The organism is Alicycliphilus denitrificans K601 (assembly GCF_000204645.1).
Classification (GTDB): domain Bacteria; phylum Pseudomonadota; class Gammaproteobacteria; order Burkholderiales; family Burkholderiaceae_C; genus Alicycliphilus; species Alicycliphilus denitrificans.
Map to the genome: position 1 here is coordinate 3210763 of NC_015422.1, position 16797 is coordinate 3227559.

A 16797-nucleotide genomic window follows, 5' to 3' on the forward strand; every position below is an offset into this window, starting at 1 on the left:
CTTCCCGAAGGATCAAAACCGCATGATGCTGACGCGTTCTCAAATACGCTCAATACTGCAAAAACCCACCAACTGCCGTACAGCTGAGTTTCAAATGTGGCTTCTTCCATGACCAGATCAGGAAGACAGAATACCCCTCCAAAAGGCCGAACTGATAAGCCCTTTTATCAAGCGTGAGCAGATCCCTCGGGATCCAGCAGGGCATTGCCGGTATCTAGCATGCTGCACCATAGTTTTAGTATAGGAGCGTCTTCGCCGTTGTCTCCGCATTGTGGGGTCGGCAGTGGCGCTCACATACGATGCGGCGGTGGCCTCCAAGCACCTTCAATGAGGGGAGCGGCACTCGTCGCTTGGAATGCGTTCGCTAGTGGGCAAGAGACCCCGATGAGCCACCGTGACCAGTGCTCTGGGAACAAGGCGTAACCCCAACGACGCTTACCAAGCTAAGGAATTCACACCCAAAAGCATCTAGCAACCTATCTAGATGTGATCTATAATTCATCAAAGAAAAATCATCCACGTATCTACAGAATCTCTTCTGAAAATCTTGAATGCCAGTTAAAACAAACGATGAGCTTGCACGGATCATTGGCACACCCATTGAGTCAAGCAGAATTAACTCACTGCTATGGTTTGCGCTGGCGCAAAGCGATAAACAATTTATTGACATTCATTCGATATCCACATTCAATAGAGATGAGCTTGCCTCATTCATAAAAAACATTGGCAACCTTAGTGGAGGATGCCAATGGGCGCCAGTCAAATTAGTCCCCGATACACACTTAAGCTGGATTGAAGACAGCCAGCGCCAATCACACTGGTTAACTTATCAACTGGTCTTGCATATTTCAGCTTCCAAAGAAAAAGCCGCGCAAGCAGGAATGCATCATCAACCATTAACCAATCCATCCCCACCTCGCCACTTGACGGGAAGAAATCTAAGCATTGCTTATTTAGACTTTTTTTCTGCACATTACTTTTCAACGATTGACGAAAAAATAAATTTCATTGAAAGTTTGCAATTAAGTTGGCAAAATCACACCAAAACAGACCGGTATTTTTCATGGTTAAATAGGAACGATGCAAGTTCCAGAATTGAATTTTTCTGGGAGTGGCTAACAAAAAAGAATCCCGAAATAACCCACAATCGACCGTTTTTCAAAACCTATGAAGGCGTATTGGAATTTTTTGATAACCCTGCATTTACCGAGTCAGCCAAAGAGCTTTTCAATAAAAAAGCCAACAATATGTGGGCTCAAAAACAGCGCAGAGAAAATTCCAAGAACAAGAGACAATGCAACTTTGTCCTCGCAGAGAAAACGATATCAAAGCTTGAAAAGCTCGCGGCAAAACATCACCTGACACGCACAGAAATAATCGAGCTAATCATCAATGCCGAAGCCGAAAAAGAAACATACATCCGTGAACGCCTCAGCCGTAGGCAATTGCTGCTGGGCTCACCCGAACCTACCGAATAAAAAAAGCAGCCTGTGTCGTTGATCGACACAGGCTGCTTTCAGTTTTAAAACACTTGTATTTTCTGCTGGCCGCTCATTTGGCCGGCGGTGAATTGCAATAGTTGGCCCAGTCGGACATCAACCCTGCACGCTTAGCCAAAAGGTCGCCCCGCTGGTAGGCTGCTTCAACGCCGTCAGCCAATCTATGTGCCAGAGCGTGCTCGCACACTTCACGGGGATAAGTGGTTGTCTCCCCAGCCCAGTCCCGAAAGGTGGAGCGAAATCCGTGCTGCGTTAGACCGCCTTGCCCCATGCGACGCAATACGGCCGTCAACGACATATCGGAGAGTTGTCCTCCCCTGGGTGCGAGGAAGACGTGCTCCGTGTTTTCTTCACGCGGCAGAGCCTTCAACAGCGTTAAAACTTGGCCGGCGAGAGGCACTCGATGTTCTTTGCCAGCTTTCATCCGCTCGGCGGGGATTGTCCAGATTTTGTTTTGCAGGTCGATTTCTGACCACTTGGCGCCACGTACTTCGCCTGAGCGTGCTGCGGTGAGGATCGCAAATTCCAATGCGCGGGCGGAGACGCCTTCTTTGGATCGCAGCTCAGCCATGAACGCGGCCATCTCGGCATAGGGCAGTGCCGCATGGTGCTCGACTTTCTGCACTTTGTTGCGAGCGGGTAGTTCGTGTTCGAGGTGGCCTTTCCAACGCGCCGGGTTGTCTCCCTGGCGGTATCCCCGAAATGCCGCCCAATCCAGAATGGATTCAATGCGTCCTCGCAGTCTGCTGGCCGTCTCTGTCTTGTTAAGCCACAGTGTTTCGCCGAGCTTGCCCACGGATTGCTGGAGCACGTCCAGCACCATTCCCGTATCGACCGACGCTACCGGCAGGTGGCCGAATTTCGGATAGACATAGGTCGCCAGCGTGTTGGTCCACTGCTGGACATGCTTGTCGTTTTTCCAGGCGGCGCGATTGGCATCAATGTAAGCCGTGGCGCAGTCTTCGAAGGTCTTGGTTTTGGCGATCTCCATGGCAGATTGGGCTTTGACAGTCTGGCGCTCCTGAACGGGGTCGATGCCATCACGCACTTGTTTTCTGAGTTCACGGGCGCGTTCGCGTGCCTCGGCCAGTGACACCTCGGGAAAGCTTCCCAGTCCAACGTCCCTGCGGTGCAGCGTCGCTTGACCATCTTTGCCCAGGCGCGTGCCCACGGCGATGCGCAGCACCCATGCCCGTGATCCGCCCAGAATGCGAAGATGCAGGCCGTCCACGCCGCCAACTGCGTGACGGCCTTCGGTTTTAAGCTTGGTGACTGCCAGCGCTGACAGTTCCTTGGCTTTTCTTGGCATGGCTATCTCCGTCGAACTATTTGTCCCACATCTTATCCCACATAAAGATCTGGATGTGGTGAGAATCGGCTGGACTTCGGCAGACAGACGAACTCTTCAACCTATTGATTTAAAATGGTTTTTTGATTCTCATTGGATTGTGCTAGACGTCAAAGAGACGGACGCCCTCTCCGCCAAGGTTTTCTGCAGGTCGTTGAATTCGGCTTGCAAGGTAACGGCCCACAAACCGGCTCGCATCGCCGTAGTGATTTTTCGCTACGGCGTTTTTCTTTTGCAGCTATGCATATTCGTGGAGCATGGCCAGCCAAGTTTTTGCGGGGCTGCGAAGTTTTTCGTTGCTCGCTCTGCCTACCGGCCCCATGCCCCGCCGCTCCGGTTCGCCGTGCAGCGCAGGGGTGACGGTGGCCGCGAAGACGCGCATACTCGAATCCATGCGTCCAAGCCTGCCGAACCTTGTGCCGCTGTCGGTGGCGTTGTTCTGCACCGTTGCCGGGGGTGCTGCGCGGGCACAACCCAGTGAAGGCGACAGTGCCCTGGCAGCCAGCCTGCGCGAGCAGGCCATTGCCTACGAGCATGGCGAAGGCGTGGCCCGCGATGCGCGGAGGGCCGCCAACCTGTACTGCACGAGCGCGCGGCTCGGCGACATGCTAGCCCAGTACCACCTTGGATGGATGTACGCCAATGGGCGCGGCGTGGCGCGCGACGACGCGACGGCGGCCTTCTTCTTCCAGGCCGCCGCCGAGCAAGGGCTGGATGTGGCCGCGCGCATGTTGCAGGTCGTCGGCGGCGCCACCGGCGAGGTGCCCGAGTGCATGCGCCCGCCGCAGCCCGCCCCGGTCGAGGCGGCCCCGCCCGGCGTGGACTACCAGGCCATAGCGCCACCCAAGATCATGGAACTGGTGCACAAGATGGCGCCGCAGTACCAGGTGGAGCCGCAGCTGGCGCTGGCCATCATTGCTGCCGAGTCCAACTTCAACCCCCAGGCGGTATCACCCAAGAACGCGCAGGGCCTGATGCAGCTGATTCCGGAGACCAGCGAGCGCTTCCAGGTCAGGAATCCCTACGACCCGGCGCAGAACATCCGCGGCGGCCTGGCCTACCTGCGCTGGCTGCTGGCCTACTTCGAGGGCGACGTGGCGCTGGTGGCTGCAGCCTACAACGCCGGAGAGGGCAAGGTCGAACGCTACCGCGGCGTCCCGCCCTATGTGGAAACGCGCGCCTACGTGCAGCGCATCCTGAAGGCCGTCGGCGCTCGCGCGCATCCGTTCGACCGCACCGTGACGCAGCCCTCGCCGGTGCTCGAACGCATACGGCTGACGCTGCGTGCCGGCAACTGATCGGCCGTTTCGTTTCAAGCGGCGGCCCGGAAACGCGCCGCCGCCTCACGCCTGCCCGTCGAAGGTGGCGCGCACGTCCAGCCGCTGCCTGATGAGCCCGGCCCTCCAGTAGAAGTCCGCCGTGCGCTGCGGCTCGGCCAGCACGGCCTCGTCCACGGGCAGCCAGCGCGTGGCGCGGCGCTCGAATTGCAGCTGCGCCGCCTCTGCCGGGATGCCGATGATGCGCGCAAGCGACTGGCCGAAGGCCCTGGTGTTGCGGTACGACCAGGCCTGCGCGCGCGCCACGGTGCAGCGCCGCGCGCCTGACGGCCAGCGCGTCGTCGGTCGCCGCGAGGAACGACAGGCCCGACTACAGCCCCCGGTCGTTGACCAGCACGCGCGCGTGGCCGCCCGTTTCGGCCAGCGCGGTGTAGGGCTCCCAGGTGGCCCAGGCGTCCACCGCGCCCTGCGTAAGCGCGAGCTTGGCGTCCGCCGGCGGGATGAAGCGCAGCTGCACGTCGTCGGCCGTGAGCCCCGCGCTCGCGAGCGCCTTGAGCGTCACGAAGTGGCCGATGGAGCCGCGGTTGGTCGCCACGCTGCGGCCCTTGAGGTCGGCCGCCATCCTGAGCGGCGAGTCGGGCCGCACGAGCACGGCCGTGCCATAGGCGTCGGAGCGGCTCACGGCAGGCGGCGGCCACGGCGGTGGCGGCCATGCGGTGGAATCTGCGTCGTTGCATGGATGGCATGGGTGGGTTTCCTTGTGTCGTCAGAGGTTCAGGGCCACACGCCCGGCGGCCACGTGCACGCTGTCGTCCTGCGGCGTGTGTACGCGGCCGCAGAGCACGTCGCGCAGGTGCCGCTCCAGCGGGTTGCGGCGCGACAGGCCGTGGTTGCTGGTGAGCGCGAGCGCCTCCTGCTCCGCGTCCACCGCGCCCACCGCGCCCACCGGCGTGCCGGCGTCCACGTCCTGCGCCAAGCCGGCCAGCAAGCGGCGGCTGGACAGCAGCAGCGCCTCGATGCGGCCCACGGCCTCCTGCGCGCACGCCAGCGTGGCCAGCGGCGCGCCCAGACTGGAGGGCGCGCGAGCAGGAACTACAGCAGCCAGTCGCGCGCGGCGCGCGCCACGCCGGTGTAGAGCGCGCCGAGCAGCAGCGTCATCTCGGTCTGGAAAGCGCCGTCCGCCTGGGGCCACGCGCCGGTGGGCTGCAGGCCCAGTGCGTGGTCCGGCGGCGTGGGCACGCCCAGGTGGGCTCGACGCGCACGCCCGGGCTGTCCGCGCGCACGAGGAAGGTGCCCACGCGCGGCGCAGCCTCGTCGGTGCGCGCCCACACGGCGTACCAGCGCAGGATGGGCGCGCCCGTGGCGTGGATCTTGCGCCCGCTCAGGCGCCAGCCCTCGGGCGTCTGCCACGCCACGGTGGCGTTCGAGGGCGCGCTGCGCGTCGGGCTCGGCCACCTTGGCGCGCACCAGCGGCGGCAGCTCGCGGCCGTATTCGAGGGCGTCCACCAGCGGACCAAAGCCGCGCACCAGGAAGGTCTCGATGCCCAGGTCGTAATACTTGAGCAGCGCATCGGCCACCTGCTCGGGCGTGCCCACGAGCGCGGTGGAGTTGCTGCGCCCGCCCGTTTCGCGCGCGATGGTGGTCCACAGGCGCTCGTCCACACGGTCGCCCCTGGCCGCGTCGGCCAGCAGGCGGCGCACACCCTCGCTCTGCTGCGGGCCGGCGCCGCGCGCGTGGGCGATCTGCACCTGCTGAGCGCGCGTGGTCTCCAGGATGCGTGCGGCCTTGGTCCAGGCCTCTTCCTCGGTGGGCGCGATGATGGGGCGGAACGAGATGCTGAACCCGATGCCGCGCCCATGCGCCGCGGCCTCGGCGCGCACGCGCCGCACGAGATCGCCCGCCTGCGCGAGCGATTCGCCCCACAGCGCGTACACGTCGGCATGTCTGCCCGCCACCCGCAGCGCGGGCTCCGACGCGCCGCCGAAGTAGATGGGCACGTAGGGCTGCTGCAGCGGCTTGACCTCCGAGGCGGCGCCCTTCACGCGGTAGTACGCGCCCTCGTGGTCGAAGGGGCGCTCCTCCGTCCACACGCGGCACAGCAGCGTGAGGTATTCGTCGGTGCGCGCATAGCGCTCGTCGTGGCCGAGGAAGTCGCCGTCGCGCTGCTGGTCCACGTCGGAGCCGCCGCTGATGTAGTGCACCGCGAGGCGCCGGCCCGTGTAGTTGTCCAGCGTGGCGAGCTGGCGCGCGGCCAGCGTGGGCGCCACGAAGCCAGGCCGGTGCGCGAGCAGGAAGCGGATGCGTTGCGTGGCCGCGTCCGCATAGGCCACGGTGAGCAGCGTGTCGGGGCTGGTGGAGCTGGCGAGCACCAGGATGCGGTCGAAGTCCGCGTGCTAGTGCGCCTGGGCGAACGCGCGCACGTAGGCTGGGTCCACCGCGAGGCCGCGGCGTGCAAGGGTTTCGGACACTTCGTGCGGCTGGATCATGCCGATGATCTGGATGAGCATAGCGGGCTCCTGTATCGAATGGTAAACAGTGCGGGACTGCAGGCATGATCAGCCCGCAGCCGGCGCACGCCAACGAAGAAAAACGTGTTTCCAAACTCGCGCCCCGCATACGGCGCGGCAGAACCGCCCCATAGACCTGCGCGCCCTCCGCTACTTCATCACTGAGGCGCGCAGCCCTTCGAGCGCTCGCGCGCGGGCGTCACGCCCACACCCGCCAGGGTCGTTCAGGCCGGTGTCCACCAGCCTCCAGCCATCGCGCGTGTCGATCGCCCAGACGCTGACGTGATCGCGCCGGAACGGCACGGGCAACCGGACCCGGCGCATGCCGGGGACAACTTCGGCCACGTGGCGCGGCGCGGAAGCCCGAACGGATACGTCAGCGAACGGCGCCGGGCTTCGTCATGCGGATGGGCCTCGGTTGGGCGGCGGGGTCAGATGCCCGTGAGCCCGCCCGTGCACAGCAGGGTCTGGCCGCTCACGTAGTCGGACTCGGGAATGCAGAACAGGTAGGCCGCGCCGGCGGCCTCCTCCGGCGTGCCGGCCCGGCCCAGCGGAATGCTGCGCTCCAGCATGGCCATCAGGCCCGGGTTCACGCCCACCTTGATCTCGCGCCCCTCGACCTGGATGGCGGCGTCGGCACTGCCGGTGACCTCGGTCATGCGGGTTTTGATGAGGCCGTAGGCCACGCAGTTGACCGTGGTGTTCAGGCGCCCCCACTCCTTAGCCAGCGTCATGGTCAGGCCCATGATGCCGGCCTTGGCGGCGGAGTAGTTGGCCTGCCCCGCGTTGCCGAAGACGCCTGCAACCGAAGAGATGTTGACCACCTTGCGCACCGTGCGGCGGCCGGCCGCTGCGTCAGTCCGGCTCAGCTCGCGGATCACCGGTTGAGCCGCCCGCAGGATGCGGAACGGTGCAGTCAGGTGCACGTCCAGCATCGCATGCCACTGTTCGTCCGTGGTCTTCTGGATGACGTTGTCCCAGGTGTAGCCAGCATTGTTGATGAGGATGTCGAGCCCGCCGAACGCGCCGGTCGCCGCGGCAATCAGCCGGTCCGCGAAATCGGCTGCGGCCACGTTGCCGCAGCAGGCCACCGCCTCGCCGCCCAGCGCGATGATTTCCTCGCGCACGGCGGCGGCAGGCGCGTCGTCGAGGTCATTGAGGACGAGGCGGGCGCCTTCGCTCGCGAGCTTGAGGGCCATTGCCCGGCCGATGCCCCGGCCCGAGCCGGTGACCACGGCCACCTTGCCACGCAATTTTTCCGACATGGCATGCTCCTGTGTTTACCGGGCGTGCGCCGTCTCGGCATCGTAGGCGCCGGCGCTGCCTTGCTGGCGCAGGATGGCGCGCTGGATCTTGCCGGTGGCCGTCTTCGGCAGGCTGTCCATCTGGCGCAGGTAGCGCGGCTTGGCAAAGCGCGGCAACAGGGCGCCAGCCTGGAGGGCAATGTCCGCCATGTCCAGCACCGCGCCGTCGCTGGGCACCAGGGCGAGCATCACCTCGTCCTCCCCACCCGCGCCCTGCGCCGGAACCGCGTAGGCCGCCACCTCGTGGATGCCGGGCAACTGGCCGACCACGGCCTCGACCTCGGTGGCCGAGATGTTCTCGCCCCGGCGGCGGATGCAGTCCTTGATGCGGTCCACGAAGGTGATGAGCCCTTGCGCGTCCCGCATGCCGGCGTCACCCGTGTGGAACCAGAGGTTGCGCCAGGCCTCGACCGTTTTCGCAGGGACGTTCAGGTAGCCCGCCATGAAGCCGAAGGGCACCTTGGGCCGCACCAGGATTTCGCCGGCCTGCCCGGCCGGTACCGGCACATCGGTTTCGGGGTCGGCGATACAGATCTCGAACCGGTCTTCGTGCGCCCAGCCGGCCGCGTTCGGCGCCGCGTGCCCGATGCGTCCCCAGATGGGGATGCCGACCTCGGTCATGCCGAACCCTGACAAAACGTCCTTCACGCCGAAGCGCTCGCGGAACACGGCCTCGTGCTGGGCCGGGTTGGGCGCGCTCAGGCTGGCGCGCAGACGGTGGTCGCGGTCCTGCTCCGTGGGCGGCTGGTTGATGACGAACATGGCCGTCGTGCCCAGGTGGTTGGTCAGCGTGGCGCCACTGCGGCGGATGTCGGCCAGCCAGGTGCTGGCGCTGAACTTTTGCTTGAGAAAGGCCGGTATGCCCGCCAGCACGGTCGCCCCCAGCTGCATGAACAGGCCGTTGGCATGGAACAGGGGCAGGCAGATGTAGTACTTGTCGGCCTCGGTGATCTCGAGGCTGCGTATCGCCCCCAGCCCGATCAGGGCGCAGTGGCAGTGCGGCATCAGCACGCCCTTGCTCGGCCCGGTGGTGCCGGACGTGTACATGATGCAGAAGATATCCTCGGGCTGGGGCGCGGGGCCTTCCCACGGCGCGCAGGCACTGCTGTCCGTCCAGGCCACCTGATGCCAGTGCCCGGGCACGGCGGCGGGCGCATCGCCCACCACGACCAGGGTGCGCAGGTGCGGCAGTTCATCCGCCAGGCTGGCGATGTGTTCGACCAGCGCTGCATCCACCACGACGGTGGACAGCTGGCAATCGTTCAACTGGTGGCGCAGGAACGCGGAACGCAGCTCGGTGTTGAGCATCACCGCCGTGGCCCGCAGGTAGCCGATGCCAAACGTAGTCGCAACCATGGCGCAGCTGTTGGACATGAAGACGCCGACGCGCTCCTCGGGCTGCACGCCCAGTCGGTGGTGCAGGAAGCTGGCAAACCGCTGGCTGCCGGTCAACGCCTGCCCCACGGTGAACGCGCTGCCCTGGCTGTCCTCCAGCCAGGGCGCGCCGGGGCAACTGGTGGCCCATTCGCGCAGTGCATCGGTCAGCGTGCAGGCGTGGGGTTCGTGGATGCGGCTGTACATGGTCTTCTCTTTCAGACTTCGAGATCCTGGAGCCAGGGGACATAGGCCAACGCTTCCGAGGGTACGGGCTCCAGCTCCGAACCCATCAGGCCGTTCCAGCGGTTGAACCATCCGACCATGGCCACGCAGGACACGATCTCGACGATTTCTTCCTCGGTGAAGACCTGCCGGGCTTGCGTTATGGCCTGGCCCGGTTCGCGCACCGGCAGGCTGCCGCCCGCGGTGGCGATGGCCAGCGCCTTGCGCTCCTGCTGGGTGTACCGGGGGTCGTCCCGGTAGGACGGCAGCGCGGCCAGCTTGTCCCAGTCAACGCCCACGTGGTGGGCGGCATGGACGAGGTGCGTCGTCGTATAGCGGCAGCGCGCGCCGCGCGCGGCTTCTGCGGCGATTAAAAAGCGCAGTGCCTGCGTGAGCAGCCCGTCGCCGCGCAGCGTCACACCCAGCAGTTGGAGCAACGCGGGCACCACGCCGGGCTTGCGCGCCATGGTCAGCAGCGCATTCGGGCGGTAGCCGACAAAATCCACCAGTTCCTCCAGCACAGGGTCGTGGGAGCGGGGATCGTTTTCATGCAGGGGCGCGATGCGCGCGGCGGCGTGGGCGTTCATGGGCATGCCTTGGTTTTGGGGTTTGCGTGTGGGCACGGCGCGGTCACGCCGCCGCGCCCGTCGTGATGAGGCCTTCGACGTGGGCGCGCTGCGCGTCCAATTCCTGGGCCGTGCCGGACCAGGCGACCTGACCGTGATCCAGCACGTACTGGCGGTGGGCCAGCTTCATGGGCACCTTGAGGTTCTGCTCCACCAGCACGATGCCGGTGCCCTGGCGATGGACCTCGCTGAACACCCGGACCAGCTGGTCCACGATGACCGGCGCCAGTCCTTCGGTGGGCTCGTCGAGCAGCAGGATGCGCGGGTTGCCCAGCAGGGCGCGCCCGATGGACAGCATCTGCTGCTCGCCGCCGGAGAGCTGGTCGCCGCCGAAGTTCAGCCGCTCCCGCAGGCGCGGGAAGGTGTCCAGCACCCGGTCGAGGGTCCAGTGCCCCGGCTGGTGGGCCAGCGCACCGATCTTGAGGTTCTCCAGCACCGACAGGTTGGGGAAGATGCGGCGCGTGTCCGGCACCAGCGCCACGCCGAGCTTGGCGATGGCCTCCACGCCCAGGCCCGAAATGTCCTGCTCGCCCAGCAGGCGACGGCCAGCCACCAGGGGCATCAGGCCGACCAGGGCCTTGAGCAGTGTGGTCTTGCCCGCGCCGTTGCGTCCGACGATGGCGACGATTTCATGGAAGTCGATCCGCACGGAGATTTCTTCCAGCGCCAGGGCCTGGCCGTATCTGACGCTGGCCTTTTCGAGTTCGATCACTGGGCGTCCTCCCCAAGGTAAATCGACCGCACCGCTTCGTTCCTGCGGATGTCCTCGGGGGCGCCGCACGCGATGACCGATCCGTTGCTCATGACCACGATTTCGTGGGACAGCGACATCACCGCGTCCATGTTGTGCTCGATCAATAGCACCGTGCGCCCCTGCGCGGCCTTGCGGATCAGGGCCAGCGCGGCCTGGATTTCGTGGTGGCCGATGCCGGCCAGCGGTTCGTCCAGCAGCAGAATCCTGGGATCGGGCAGCAGGGTCACACCCAATTCCAGCGAGCGCTGCAGGCCGTAGGGCAGGGTGCCCGCGATGTCGTCGCGGTGGACCGCCAGCCCCGTCAGCTCCAGGATGGAGTCCAATTGCTCGCGGAACTGCCGGTCGAAGTGGCGGCTCATCCAGAAGGGTTGGAACCCCGGTCTGCGCGACTGGGCCGCAACCAGCAGGTTCTCGGCCACCGTCATCTCGCCGAAGATCTTGATGATCTGGAAGCTGCGCCCGATGCCCATGCGGGCTCGCGCGTAGGCGGGGCGCTGGCTGATCTCCCGGCCGCCGCAGTACACCTTGCCGGCATGGCGCATCTGCCGCCCGGCCAGCACGTTCAGCAGCGTCGTCTTGCCCGCGCCGTTGGGCCCGATCAGGCCGTAGATGCGGCCCTCCTGGAATTCATGGCTGACGTCGTTGACCGCCTTCAGGGCGCCGTAGCTGACGGTAACGCCCTCGCATCGCAGTGCCGCCTGGCTCATCGCGCACCTCCGCGCCGGTTCTTCTGGTAGGCCGCGAAGCCCTTCTCCAGCTCGCCGACGATGCCGCGCGGGAAGAAGATGGTCGCGAGGATGAACACCAGGCCCAGCACGCCGTACCAGTACTCGGTCCAGCTGCTCAGCCATTCCTTGAGCACCTCGAAGGCGATCACGCCGACGGTGGCGCCCCACAGCGAGCCGGAGCCGCCCACCAGGGTCATGATGATCACGTCTCCCGAGGTCGTCCAGTGCAGCATCTGCGGGTTCATGTACATCAGCAGCGAGGCCAGCAGCGCCCCTGCCAGGCCGCTCAGGCCTCCCGAGATCACGAAGGTGATCTGCTTGTAGCGGTTGACGTTGAAGCCCAACTGGTCGGCGCGGGTCTCGTTGCCGCGGATCGCCGCGATCACGCGGCCGAACGGCGAGCTGCGCAGCGAGATCACTGCCAGCATGACCAGGGCATACACGCCCAGCACGAACCAGTAGTAGTGGACGGGGTCGTAGAAGTCGATGCCCAGGAAGCCGGGGCGCTCTACGCCCGAGATGCCATCCGACCCACCGGTGAAGCCGCGCAGCTTGCTGTCCGCCAGGATGAAGATCAGCTGGGACAGTGCCAGGGTCACCAGCGCGAAGAAGATGCCGGACACTCGCAGCGCGAAGAAGCTGAACAGCAAAGCGAACGCGGCCCCCACGATGACGGCCAGGCCCACGCCGGCAGAGAACGGCAGCCCGTACTTCTGGGTTGCCAGGGCCACGGCATAGCCGCCCACTCCGAGGAAGGTGGCGTGCCCGAAGGACACCATGCCCAGCGCGCCAAAGACGAAGTCGAAGCCGATGGCGAAGATCGCCCAGATGGCCGCCAGGGTGACCAGCTGGATCAGCGCCTCTCCGGGGTGGAGGAAGGGCAGCAGAATGCCCGCCGCGGCCAGCAGCAGGCCGAAGCAGATGTCGAACAGGGAGAGTTTCATGCCGTCCTCGCCGCGCGGTAGAACAGGCCCTGCGGCCGCGTCAAAAGGGTGCCGATCAGCAGCACGAAGGTCATGATGTCCACCCAGCCCGGCAGGTACACGTAGCCCAGGGCGCGCACCATGCCGATCAGCATGGACGCGGCGATCGCCCCCCGGATGTTCCCCAGTCCCCCCAGGATCACGACGATGAAGCAGTCGATGATGGTGTTGGTCGCCATGCCCAGTTCGATGGGGAACAGCGGCGCCGCGATCGCGCCCGCCAGGCCCGACAGGCCGCAGCCGGTGGCGAAGACCGCCATGCGGATCGCGCCCACCGGCAGGCCCAGGATGCGCACCATTTCCGCGTCGCTGCTGGCGGCCCGCACGAGCATGCCGAAGGTGCTTTTCTCCAGCACCAGGTACAGGCCCGCCGAAACGAGGGCGCCGAACCCGATCACGAACAGCCGGTACATCGGGATGGTGCTGCCCAGCATGTCCACGGTGCCGTTCCACAGCGGCGGAATCGCCACTTCCTGGTAGCCCGGCCCCCAGACGAAGCGCACCACGTCGCTCAGGATCAGGATCAGGCCGAAGGTCAGGATCAACTGGTAGAAGTGCGGGCGCTCGTAGAGCGGGCGCAGCGTCAGCTTCTCGATCACCGCGCCCGCCAGCGCGGTGAAGAACGTGGCGGCCAGCACCCCCATGAGAAACGAGCCCGTGCGCCGCCCCGTTTCATACGAGACATAGGCACCCAGCATGTAGATGGCGCCGTGGGCGAAATTGATCACGCCCAGCATGCCGAAGATGAGCGTCAGGCCCGCCGCCAGCAGGAACAGCAGCATGCCCAGGCTCAAGCCAATCACGATAGTTGACATAGCGATTCACCGCGTGGGAGAAGCCAGGCGCCGCGGAGCAGTTCCCTGGAACCACTCAGCAACGGCCCTCAGTTCTTGCAGGCCTCGAACAGCTTCTCTTCGGCGAAGACCTTGGTGATCTTCATCGTCAGCGCAGGGGCCGGCGGCGTGCCCTGCACCACCTCGCCCCAGAAGCCCGGCTGCAGGGCCTGGTGGTCGCAGGCGCGCATGGTCTTCTTGCCTTCCACGGAGTTCTCGCGGACGCTGGCGGCGAAGGCGTCCACCCACTTTTCCTTGTCCCAGGAGCCGGTCTTTTCTACCGTGTCCAGCCACCAGGCCATGCCGTCGTAGGCCTCCCCGGCCGTCATGCTGGGGAAGATGCCGAACTTCTTGCGGTAGGCCTCGACGAACTTGCGGTTGGCGGCGGTGTCGATGGTGTGGTCGTAGCGCAGGCCGGTATTCACGCCCAGCGAGGCCGGCCCCACGGCCGCTGCCATGGTTTCATCGGCGGCCACGGGCCCGAAAAGCACCTTGTTCTTGCCCAGGTTCACCTGGCCGGCCTGCTTGAGCAGGGTGACCACGTCCGACCCCGTCAGCATCAGCAGCACGCCGTCGGCGTCGGACTTGGCGATCTTGTCCACGATGGACGAATAGTCGCGGTTGCCCAGGGGGGGGAAGTCTTCGCCCACGATCTGGATGCCATTGGGGCCGGTCTGCTGCTTGATCCACTCGTAGCCGTCGCGGGTGGCCTGGTAGTCGGCGGTGACGGCGTAGATCTTCTTGAGCTTCCGGTCCTGCATGTACGCCAGCGCCATGCGGTTTTCCATGCCCAGGGTGTTCGACGTGCGGAAGGTGTAGCGGGAGCCTCCGGGCACGGTGATCTTGTCGTCCGCCGAGATGGTGACGAGGTGGGGCACCTTGCGCTGTTTGGTCAGGTTCATGACCGCCAGCGTGGAGGCGGAGCTGAGCGCGCCGAAGATCATGTGCGAACCCTCGGAGATCAGCTTGGTGGCCTTCTGCACGGCGGGTTGGGGCTTGGTCTCATCGTCCTCCCAGGTGATCTCGATCGGAACGCCCATCACCTTGCCGCCGCGCTCCTCGACGGCGACCTGCACGCCCCGGCGCATGTCCTCGCCCAGCAGCCCGTAGGGGCCGGAGAGCGACAGCACGCCGCCGATCTTGAACTTCTCGGGCTTGGCCTGGGCGTACCCGGTGGATACCAACCCCATGGCCGTCGCCGCGGCGACCACCATGCTCTTCCCGAACCATTTCGCAACGCTACCCATGATTTGTCTCCTGTCGTTGATCACCATGCATCCCAGGTCAGCCGATGCGGGCAGAAATACCGCCATCGACCATGATTTCGGCGGAGGTGACGTATTTGGATTCGTCACTCGCCAGCCACAGGGCCGTGTAGGCCACGTCCCATGCATCTCCCATGTGGCCCATGGGGCATTGCCGGTCCCGCTTGGCCATGGTTTCCTCCAGCGACGCCTCCCGGTACCCGTCGGCCAGCGACAGCACGGGCTGGCGCACCATGGGCGTGTTCATCAGGCCGGGCATCAGCACGTTCGAGCGGATACCCCGCTTGGCGTACTCCAGGGCGACGCTGCGAGAGAACCCGAGCACCGCGGCCTTCGAGGCGCTGTAGGACACGTAGGCCACGCCGCTGTCGCGCACGCCGGCCACCGAGCCGATGTTGACGATGCTCCCTCGGCCTTTCCGGAGCATGGAGGGGATCGCATGCTTGCAGGTCAGGAACATGGAGGTGAGATTGATATCGAAGACCAGGCGCCAGTCCTCCAGGCTCTGCTCGACGACCCCGCCCAGGCGGGCGGTGCCGACGTTGTTCACCAGGATGTCGATGTCGCCGTAGGTGGCGATGCAGTCCTGCACCAGGGTCTCCACCGCGCCAGCATCGGTCACATCGCATGGGGCAACGCTCATTGCCCCGCCCTCCTGCCGCACGATCGCCTCGGTCTCCCGCGCCGCGTCCAGATGGACGTCGCAGCCATAGACCTTGGCTCCCTCGCGAGCGAACAACACGGCCATGGCCTTGCCATTGCCCCAGCCGGGGCCCGACGATCCGCAGCCGGTGACCAGGGCCACCTTGCCTTCCAGGCGTTTCACCATGGCCGCGCCCCTCAGTCCGCGCGCCCGTACAGGGTCACCACGGTGGCGCCGCCCAGGCCCGCGTTGTGCTGCAGGGCCAGGCGCGCACCCTCCACCTGGCGTGCCTCGGCGCTGCCGCGCAGTTGGTGGGTCAGCTCGTAGCACTGCGCCAGGCCGGTCGCGCCCAGCGGATGGCCCTTGGACAGCAGCCCGCCCGAGGGGTTGACGACGACCGCGCCGCCATAGGTGTTGCTGTCCGATTCGACGAAGGCCTGGCCCTCGCCGACGGCGCAGAAGCCCAGGCCCTCATAGCTAAGCAACTCGTTCTGCGCAAAGCAGTCGTGCAGTTCGCACACGTCGATGTCCTGCGGCCCCACGCCCGCCGCTTCATAGACCTGGCGCGCAGCCTCGCGCGTCATGTCGAAGCCCACGACGGAAATCGCCGACTTGTCGGCGAACACGCCGGGGCGGTCGGACACCAGCGATTGGGCCAGCACCTGCACGTTGGCGGCCAGTCCCATCTTCTGGGCGAACTTCTTGCTCACGAAGACGGCAGCCGCGGCACCGCAGGTCGGCGGGCAGGCCATCAGGCGGGTCATGGCGCCGGGCACCAGGGGCGAGCTGGCCAGCACTTCTTCCACCGTCACCTCCTTGCGAAACAGCGCCAGCGGATTGCGCGCAGCGTGGCGGCTGGCCTTGGCGCGGATCCTGGCGAAGGTGTCCAGCGGAGTGCCGTACCGGTCCATGTGCTCCCGGCCCGCCGCGCCGAAGTAGCGGATCGCCATGGGCAGCTCGGGGTGGCCAAAGACCTCGTCCATGACCCCGTTGAAGCGGTCGAGCGGATCGGGCCGGTCTTCCCAGTACGCCCTCAGGGCGCCGGCGGGCATCTGCTCGAAGCCCACCGCCAGTGCGCAGTCCGCCGAGCCATTGGCCACGGCCTTGCGTGCCAGGTACAGGGCCGTGGAGCCGGAGGAGCAGTTGTTATTGACGTTGATCACCGGCACCCCGGTCATGCCGACCTCGTAGACCGCGCGCTGGCCGCTGGCCGAGTCGCCATAGACGTAGCCCGCATAGACGTCCTGCACGTCGGAATAGGCGAGGCCCGCGTCCTGCAGCGCCTCGCGGATCGCCTGCGCGGCCATTTCCGGATACGGCAGGTTGTCGCCGGGTTTCTTGAAAGGGGTCATGCCGACACCGGCGACGAGAACGGGCTCTTGCATTGCGATACCTCCGGGTTGAATCACCAAACGTGCGTTGAATCGAAG

15 protein-coding genes and 2 pseudogenes are annotated in these 16797 nt (G+C 65.4%); 2 read left to right on the plus strand and 15 right to left on the minus strand.

Annotated features, from left to right (window positions below; genetic code table 11):
• Positions 1–551 precede the first annotated feature (551 nt).
• Entirely contained in the window at positions 552–1478 is a 927-nt protein-coding gene (locus ALIDE2_RS25035; RefSeq protein WP_013722518.1) for a hypothetical protein, read from the plus strand.
• A 73-nt stretch (positions 1479–1551) separates the two neighbouring features.
• On the opposite strand, the gene ALIDE2_RS15245 is transcribed toward ALIDE2_RS25035, so the two are convergent.
• Positions 1552–2808, minus strand: a complete 1257-nt coding sequence (locus ALIDE2_RS15245; protein ID WP_013722519.1) for a tyrosine-type recombinase/integrase — start codon at positions 2806–2808, stop codon at positions 1552–1554.
• Positions 2809–3239: 431 nt separating this feature from the next.
• Between ALIDE2_RS15245 and ALIDE2_RS15250 the strand changes: the two genes are divergently transcribed.
• Positions 3240–4145 (plus strand): lytic transglycosylase domain-containing protein, encoded by a 906-nt coding sequence (locus tag ALIDE2_RS15250; RefSeq protein ID WP_274427059.1) that lies wholly within the window; start codon positions 3240–3242, stop codon positions 4143–4145.
• A gap of 45 nt (positions 4146–4190) precedes the next feature.
• On the opposite strand, the pseudogene ALIDE2_RS15255 reads toward ALIDE2_RS15250, so the two are convergent.
• The 14 genes and pseudogenes from ALIDE2_RS15255 to ALIDE2_RS15315 all read right to left on the minus strand — a co-directional run.
• Positions 4191–4803, minus strand: a pseudogene (locus ALIDE2_RS15255) (ABC transporter substrate-binding protein); the annotation flags it as partial.
• 87 nt (positions 4804–4890) lie between these two features.
• The gene (locus ALIDE2_RS25465; protein WP_049791335.1) at positions 4891–5151 is read right to left on the minus strand and encodes a hypothetical protein; all 261 of its coding nucleotides are present in this window, start codon (positions 5149–5151) and stop codon (positions 4891–4893) included.
• A 127-nt stretch (positions 5152–5278) separates the two neighbouring features.
• Positions 5279–5539, minus strand: a complete 261-nt coding sequence (locus tag ALIDE2_RS25470; RefSeq protein WP_238530156.1) for an acyl-CoA dehydrogenase family protein — start codon at positions 5537–5539, stop codon at positions 5279–5281.
• Positions 5540–5546: 7 nt separating this feature from the next.
• Positions 5547–6632 (minus strand): annotated as a pseudogene (locus ALIDE2_RS15265) (LLM class flavin-dependent oxidoreductase); the annotation flags it as partial.
• Positions 6633–7063: 431 nt separating this feature from the next.
• Complete coding sequence (locus tag ALIDE2_RS15270) at positions 7064–7897, minus strand: SDR family NAD(P)-dependent oxidoreductase (protein ID WP_013722521.1); 834 nt, start codon at positions 7895–7897, stop codon at positions 7064–7066.
• 15 nt (positions 7898–7912) lie between these two features.
• On the minus strand, positions 7913–9517 hold the full coding sequence (locus tag ALIDE2_RS15275; protein ID WP_013722522.1) for an AMP-binding protein: 1605 nt from the start codon (positions 9515–9517) through the stop codon (positions 7913–7915).
• Positions 9518–9528: 11 nt separating this feature from the next.
• On the minus strand, positions 9529–10122 hold the full coding sequence (locus ALIDE2_RS15280) for a carboxymuconolactone decarboxylase family protein (protein WP_013722523.1): 594 nt from the start codon (positions 10120–10122) through the stop codon (positions 9529–9531).
• 43 nt (positions 10123–10165) lie between these two features.
• Positions 10166–10873, minus strand: coding sequence for an ABC transporter ATP-binding protein (locus tag ALIDE2_RS15285; RefSeq protein ID WP_013722524.1), 708 nt, complete (start codon positions 10871–10873; stop codon positions 10166–10168).
• The gene (locus tag ALIDE2_RS15290; protein ID WP_013518667.1) at positions 10870–11622 is read right to left on the minus strand and encodes an ABC transporter ATP-binding protein; all 753 of its coding nucleotides are present in this window, start codon (positions 11620–11622) and stop codon (positions 10870–10872) included. Before ALIDE2_RS15290 ends, ALIDE2_RS15285 begins: the two co-directional genes overlap by 4 nt.
• On the minus strand, positions 11619–12587 hold the full coding sequence (locus ALIDE2_RS15295; RefSeq protein ID WP_013518666.1) for a branched-chain amino acid ABC transporter permease: 969 nt from the start codon (positions 12585–12587) through the stop codon (positions 11619–11621). Before ALIDE2_RS15295 ends, ALIDE2_RS15290 begins: the two co-directional genes overlap by 4 nt.
• A complete protein-coding gene (locus ALIDE2_RS15300) occupies positions 12584–13441 on the minus strand; it encodes a branched-chain amino acid ABC transporter permease (protein ID WP_013518665.1) in 858 nt (285 codons plus the stop codon). Before ALIDE2_RS15300 ends, ALIDE2_RS15295 begins: the two co-directional genes overlap by 4 nt.
• A gap of 68 nt (positions 13442–13509) precedes the next feature.
• Positions 13510–14706, minus strand: coding sequence for an ABC transporter substrate-binding protein (locus ALIDE2_RS15305; RefSeq protein WP_013518664.1), 1197 nt, complete (start codon positions 14704–14706; stop codon positions 13510–13512).
• A gap of 37 nt (positions 14707–14743) precedes the next feature.
• Entirely contained in the window at positions 14744–15553 is an 810-nt protein-coding gene (locus tag ALIDE2_RS15310) for an SDR family NAD(P)-dependent oxidoreductase (protein ID WP_013518663.1), read from the minus strand.
• Positions 15554–15564: 11 nt separating this feature from the next.
• A complete protein-coding gene (locus ALIDE2_RS15315) occupies positions 15565–16752 on the minus strand; it encodes a lipid-transfer protein (protein ID WP_013518662.1) in 1188 nt (395 codons plus the stop codon).
• Between the last annotated feature and the right edge of the window lie 45 nt (positions 16753–16797).